The sequence below is a fragment of the Mycobacterium helveticum genome, from assembly GCF_007714205.1.
Taxonomy (GTDB): Bacteria; Actinomycetota; Actinomycetes; order Mycobacteriales; family Mycobacteriaceae; genus Mycobacterium; species Mycobacterium helveticum.
In genome coordinates, this window is record NZ_VMQU01000211.1 from 1 (window position 1) to 5,325 (window position 5,325).

Here is a 5,325-nt window from a genome sequence, read left to right on the forward strand (position 1 = left end):
CCCGCCCCGGCCCGCGGCGCCGCCCCGGGCCGCGCCCCGGCGCTCCGGACGCCGCTGGGTGCGGGCGATCGCGCTGAGCCTGCCGGCAGTTGTGCTGATTGCCGGCGCCGGCATCGTGGGCGGGGCCGCCTGGCTGGACACGGCCCTGCACCGTGCACCGGTCCTCACCGACTATCCCGACCGCCCCGCTCCCGGCCGCGGCACCAACTGGCTGCTCGTCGGCTCGGACAGCCGCCAGGGGCTCACCGCCGTGCAGCAGCAGCAGCTGTCCACCGGCGGCGACGTGGGCGCCGGCCGCACCGACACCATCCTGCTGGTGCACCTTCCGCGGTTGCGGAACCACGCGGCGGCCACGATGGTGTCCCTCCCCCGCGACTCCTACGTGCCGATCCCGGGCCATGGCAGGGACAAGATCAACGCCGCGTTCTCGATCGGCGGAGCGCCCCTGCTGACCCGGACGGTGGAGCAGGCCACCGGGTTGCGCCTGGACCACTATGCCGAGATCGGCTTCGGGGGGTTCGCCGCCCTGGTCGACGCGCTCGGCGGGGTGCGCATGTGCCCGGAAGCCCCGATCGACGACCCGCTGGCCGGCATCGACCTGCCGGCCGGCTGCCAGACCCTCGACGGCCGCGACGCGCTCGGCTACGTCAGGACGCGCGACACACCGCGGGCGGACCTGGACCGGATGGTCAACCAACGGGCGTTCATGGCGGCGCTGCTGCGCCGCGCCACCGACCCGGCCGTCTGGCTGAACCCGTGGCGGTGGTATGCGGTGCCGCACGCGGTCGTCGACGCCCTGACCCTCGGCCGCGACGACCACGTGTGGGATCTGGCCCGGCTCGGCTGGGCGCTGCACGGACCGGCCACGACGATGACCGTCCCGATCGGCGAGTTCGCCAGCGCCGAAGCCGGGTCGGTCGTGGTCTGGGATCACGCTGAGGCCGGCGCGTTGTTCGCCGCACTCGCGTCCGACGCGCCGGTGCCCGGCGCCCTCGACGCGCGGCAATGACGACGCGCGCTCAGCCGGTGACGCCACCCGTCGGCGGTGGCCGGCCGCCGTCCAACCCGTCCGTGCGGGCGTTCTGCAGCCAGGCCTTGGTGCGACCCGGATGGTGCGTCGCGAGCCAGGCCACCCCGATGTCCCGGCAGAAGTCGATGTCCTCGTACTCGTCGACGTTCCAGCAATACACCGCCCTGCCCTGCGCGGCGGCGCGGTCCACCAGTTTCGGATAGTCCTTCAAGGTCGCCAACGACGGCCCGACGGCGGTGGCCCCGACGGCCGTGACCGCGCTGCTGGTCAGGTAGCGGGCGGTCTTGCCGAGCAGCACCGTCGGCAACAGCGGCGCCGCACGGCGGATCCGCCACACCGCCGCCGCCGAAAACGACATCACCACGGCGCGCGACCGGTCGGCCGACGCCGGGGCGGCGATGCCGAAGCGGTGCAGCAGCGCGAGAAGCTTGCTTTCCACCAGCGAGCCGTACCGGACCGGATGCTTGGTCTCGACGAAAAGCTTCACCGGCCGGTTCCAGTCCAGTACGAGCGACACGAGCGAATCCAGCGTCAGCAGGCTGGTGTCGCCGTGCGTGCCGTCCGCGCGCCAGCTGTCGTGCCACGCGCCGTACTCGTGCTCGCGCAGTTCTGCCAGCGTCATCGTGCTCACCAGGCCCGCACCCGTGGAGGTGCGGTCCAGCCGGCGGTCGTGCACGCACACCAGGTGGCCGTCCCGCGTGAGCCGCACATCGCATTCCACGCCGTCGGCGCCCTCCTTGAGCGCCAGGTCGTAGGCGGCCAGCGTGTGTTCGGGCCGACCGGCCGACGCGCCCCGGTGGGCGACCACAAAGGGATGCCCGGCGAGCACCTCGTCGGCCCACGTCATACCACTATGCTGCCGGTTCCCGCCCCTGCAACTCAACAGGGCCGGCGGACGCGTGTGCTGCGGGCCGATCCGGCTGGTCGGGGCTGACCACCACCCAGCGGTGCGCCGGGCGTTGCACCGGTTTGCGTTCGAATCCTTCGAAGACCCGGGCGAGTGCGGCCACGGTCACGGCCGCGAACAGGTACGTCAGCACCATCATGACGGTGTTGTTGGCGATACCCTGGGCGTCGGTGGCGAAGCTGGTGACGGTGGCAAAGATCCACACCGCGTAGCTGAACACCCACGCGATCCACCAGTACAGGATCGGCCTGCGCAGCCGGGCGTAGTGGTCTTCGAGGACGGCCAGCTCGATGACGTACACCGGAGCCCACACCAGGTTGGCCACCGGCACCACGCAGCCGGCCCACAAACGCCGGGCGGAGCGCGGTTCCGGCAGTCCGTGGTGCGCAAACACCGCGGCGCGGCGCGCGATCAGCCACCGGATCGCGGTCACTGCACACGTGATCACCGCCGCGATCGCCACCACGCTGGCCAGCACCCCGAGCCACTCCGCGCCCAGGGCCACCACCGAGTTGAGCAGCGTGTTCCGGTTGATCACCAGCAGCACGTAGCGCACGACGTAGACCAGGGCCGCGAGGCTGAGCACCAGCACGCTCACGAACATCATGGTCCGCACCAGAGCTGCCGGTGGTCCCGCCTTCGCCGGCGCCGGGGTGGCCGCGACGGTCTGGTCGACCCGGTCCGCCAAACCCCAGCGCGGCATGACCGAGTAGCGCGGAGTGGGGCCGCGGGAGCGCCGGCCGCGACGCGGGGGTGGGGCGGCGCCCGGGCGCACCGCGATCCACCGGAAGCCCGGCGGCAGCTGCGGCCGCGTGCGTTGCCAGCCCGGGCCGCCGGGCGCCCGGGGCGGCGGGGCGCCCCCGGCCGTGCTCCAGCGGGGGTCCGGCGGCATCGCCGGCGAACCCGGCGCAGCCCCGGAGTGCGGCGCCAGCAGCGGGCCGCGACAGCGTGGGCACCATTCGCGCCGTCGCTCGCGCACGTTCCACCGAGTGCCGCACTGGGAGCACACCTGGATCACCGGACCAGCCTAAGGCGTGGCGACGAGCTCTGGCCGAACGCCGCCCCCGCGGCCTCGCCGCAACGCGTCCCCGACGTTCGCTATCCACAGTTTCCACAGGTTTATCCACATGATGTTTCGGGGTACACGCCCTATTCGTCGTGCGTCTTGCCCGTCTGGGCGCGGCGGCTGTGGACAACTGTCGGCTTACCTCCCCATGTCATCGACAGGCCGGACCCCGCCGCGGAGCGACACGGTTCGCCCGGCCCTCGCCGGCAACGCCGCCCCGAATTCCCGCAACACCACCCGGCGCATTTTCCAGGACGCGCGCAAAGGGTTATGATCGCGGTCACGCAAAGTTCCGTGTGACTCATCTCACTTCGGCGAGGTTTCGTGCAGGTGGAGGGCGGCTGATGGCCACGCATTCGTTCGGTTCTGGTTCCCAGGGCCCCTCGAACCCGTATTCCGGCTCGCCCGCCTGGAACCACAGCCACAGCGTCGCCGCGGTGCGTGCGGGGCTGATCGCCCTGCTGCTGCTGGCCGTGTTGGCCGTTATCGTCTTGTCTTGACGTTGCGTCTTGAAACGGGGCCCAGCGGGCATGCCGTTACCTGCCCGTAGCGGTGATTCTTGCGGTGCGCGCGGTCATGGAGCAGGGTTGACCATGCCAGGCCGGCGCGTGGTGGACACGTGCGAATGAGCGTCAAGGCGATCACTGAACGATCACTGAACGATCACTGAACGATCACTGAACGATCACTGAACGATCACTGAACGATCACTGAGAAACGATCACTAAGAAAGGAATACTGTGGCTGAATACACCCTGCCCGACTTGGACTGGGACTACGCAGCGCTGGAACCGCACATCTCGGGCCAGATCAACGAGCTTCACTACACCAAGCACCACGCCACGTACGTCAAGGGCGCGAACACCGCTTTGGAAAAGCTCGAGGAAGCACGCGCCAAGGAAGATTTCGCCGCGATCTTGCTGCACGAGAAGAACCTGGCATTCAACCTGGGCGGTCACGTCAACCACACGATGTGGTGGAAGAACCTGTCGCCGAATGGCGGCGACAAGCCGACCGGCGATCTCGGCGCCGCCATCGACGAGGCGTTCGGGTCGTTCGACACGTTCCGCGCTCAGTTCAACGCCGCGGCCACCACGGTGCAGGGCTCGGGCTGGGCGGCCCTCGGCTGGGACACCCTGGGCAACAGGCTGCTGATCTTCCAGGTCTACGACCACCAGTCCAACTTCCCGCTGGGCATCGTCCCGTTGCTGTTGCTCGACATGTGGGAGCACGCGTTCTACCTGCAGTACAAGAACGTCAAGGGCGACTTCGCCAAGGCGTTCTGGAACATCGTCAACTGGGCGGACGTCCAGTCGCGCTACGCCGCCGCGACGTCGAGGACCAAGGGCCTGATTTCCGGCTGACGTGCCATTCCCAGGCTGGGGCGCCGCGCGGGGTGCGCGGCGCCCCGAGCGCTTTCCGGGGGACTTCAAGATCCCGACCGCCGGTGGCCGTGTCGAGTTGCGACCGGCCCGAACCGCGGGCATGCTGAGTTATTCGGGCTACCAGCGTGGTTATTTCGAACGGACGCGCACGGAGGTCGAGATGGAAGCCGGATCGGGTGGACCCATAGGGATTTCCCCTTTCCATTCTCGCGGCGCCCTCAAAGGGTTTGTGATCTCCGGTCGTTGGCCCGACTCGACGAAAGAATGGGCCCAGCTGCTCATGGTCGCGGTGCGCGTCGCATCGCTGCCCGGATTGCTTTCCACCACAACGGTGTTCGGCGCCCGCGAGGAATTGCCCGACGAACCCGAGCCGGGCACGGTGGGCTTGGTGCTGGCCGAGGGCACCGTCGTCGGCGAATCGGCGATCCAGCCAGGCTATTTCGCCGACCGTCAGCCCCCCGCTCTGTTGATGCTGCATCCCCCCTCCGAAACCACCCCGTCGTTGCCGGAATGCACCGGCGCGGCATCGGGATGCGTGCTGTTGCCCGGGCTGCCTTATCTGGGGCTCGAGCACCGGGCCGCGTGGGTGGAGGCCGAGGCCGACGGGACGATCACGTCGATGGTCAGCCGCGTCGGCGTCGATCCGATCAGCCATCCCGACACCGCGATCCTCGCGATGCTGCTCGCGGCGTAGTCGCAGTCGCACGCCTCGGCAACCGCCGCCGGGGGAAGCCCCCGGCGGCTTCGCGTTGTGGACAGCGGTGCACGGGCTCCCAGGCGGACGGCCCGGTCGCGCCGCCGCGACCGCCCCGCCGGCGCAGACGCCCGCAAACACCGCTGATCTCTTGGTGCGGACGACCACCCCAACCAGCGGGGCCGCCCGCGAACCGGCCGCCGACTCCGCAAGCCGGCGCCCGCGGCTCCCGCCCCGTCGGCC

The 5,325-nt window shown here is 70.1% G+C and carries 6 protein-coding genes; 4 read left to right on the forward strand and 2 right to left on the reverse strand.

Translation table 11 applies throughout. The features are described 5' to 3' along the window. On the forward strand, positions 1 to 1,009 hold a 1,009-nt coding region (locus FPZ47_RS26410), incomplete at its 5' end, for an LCP family protein (protein ID WP_246133575.1). A gap of 10 nt (positions 1,010 to 1,019) precedes the next feature. On the opposite strand, the gene FPZ47_RS26415 is transcribed toward FPZ47_RS26410, so the two are convergent. Both FPZ47_RS26415 and FPZ47_RS26420 read right to left on the reverse strand, forming a co-directional pair. Beyond that, positions 1,020 to 1,877, reverse strand: coding sequence for a glycerophosphodiester phosphodiesterase (locus FPZ47_RS26415; protein WP_144956116.1), 858 nt, complete (start codon positions 1,875 to 1,877; stop codon positions 1,020 to 1,022). Between the two features lie 4 nt (positions 1,878 to 1,881). Then, positions 1,882 to 2,955: a DUF4328 domain-containing protein gene (locus FPZ47_RS26420; RefSeq protein WP_144956118.1), complete on the reverse strand. Its 1,074-nt coding sequence runs from the start codon at positions 2,953 to 2,955 to the stop codon at positions 1,882 to 1,884. 392 nt (positions 2,956 to 3,347) lie between these two features. Here FPZ47_RS26420 and FPZ47_RS28695 point away from each other — a divergent pair, with 392 nt between their 5' ends. The 3 genes from FPZ47_RS28695 to FPZ47_RS26430 all read left to right on the forward strand — a co-directional run bounded on the left by FPZ47_RS28695 (position 3,348) and on the right by FPZ47_RS26430 (position 5,082). After that, positions 3,348 to 3,503 carry a hypothetical protein gene (locus FPZ47_RS28695; RefSeq protein WP_168209575.1) on the forward strand — a complete coding sequence of 52 codons (156 nt, stop codon included), beginning with the start codon at positions 3,348 to 3,350 and terminating at the stop codon, positions 3,501 to 3,503. Between the two features lie 240 nt (positions 3,504 to 3,743). Beyond that, positions 3,744 to 4,367: a superoxide dismutase gene (locus FPZ47_RS26425; RefSeq protein WP_144956121.1), complete on the forward strand. Its 624-nt coding sequence runs from the start codon at positions 3,744 to 3,746 to the stop codon at positions 4,365 to 4,367. Between the two features lie 181 nt (positions 4,368 to 4,548). Then, on the forward strand, positions 4,549 to 5,082 hold the full coding sequence (locus tag FPZ47_RS26430) for a peptidase (protein ID WP_144956125.1): 534 nt from the start codon (positions 4,549 to 4,551) through the stop codon (positions 5,080 to 5,082). The last annotated feature ends 243 nt before the right edge of the window (positions 5,083 to 5,325 follow it).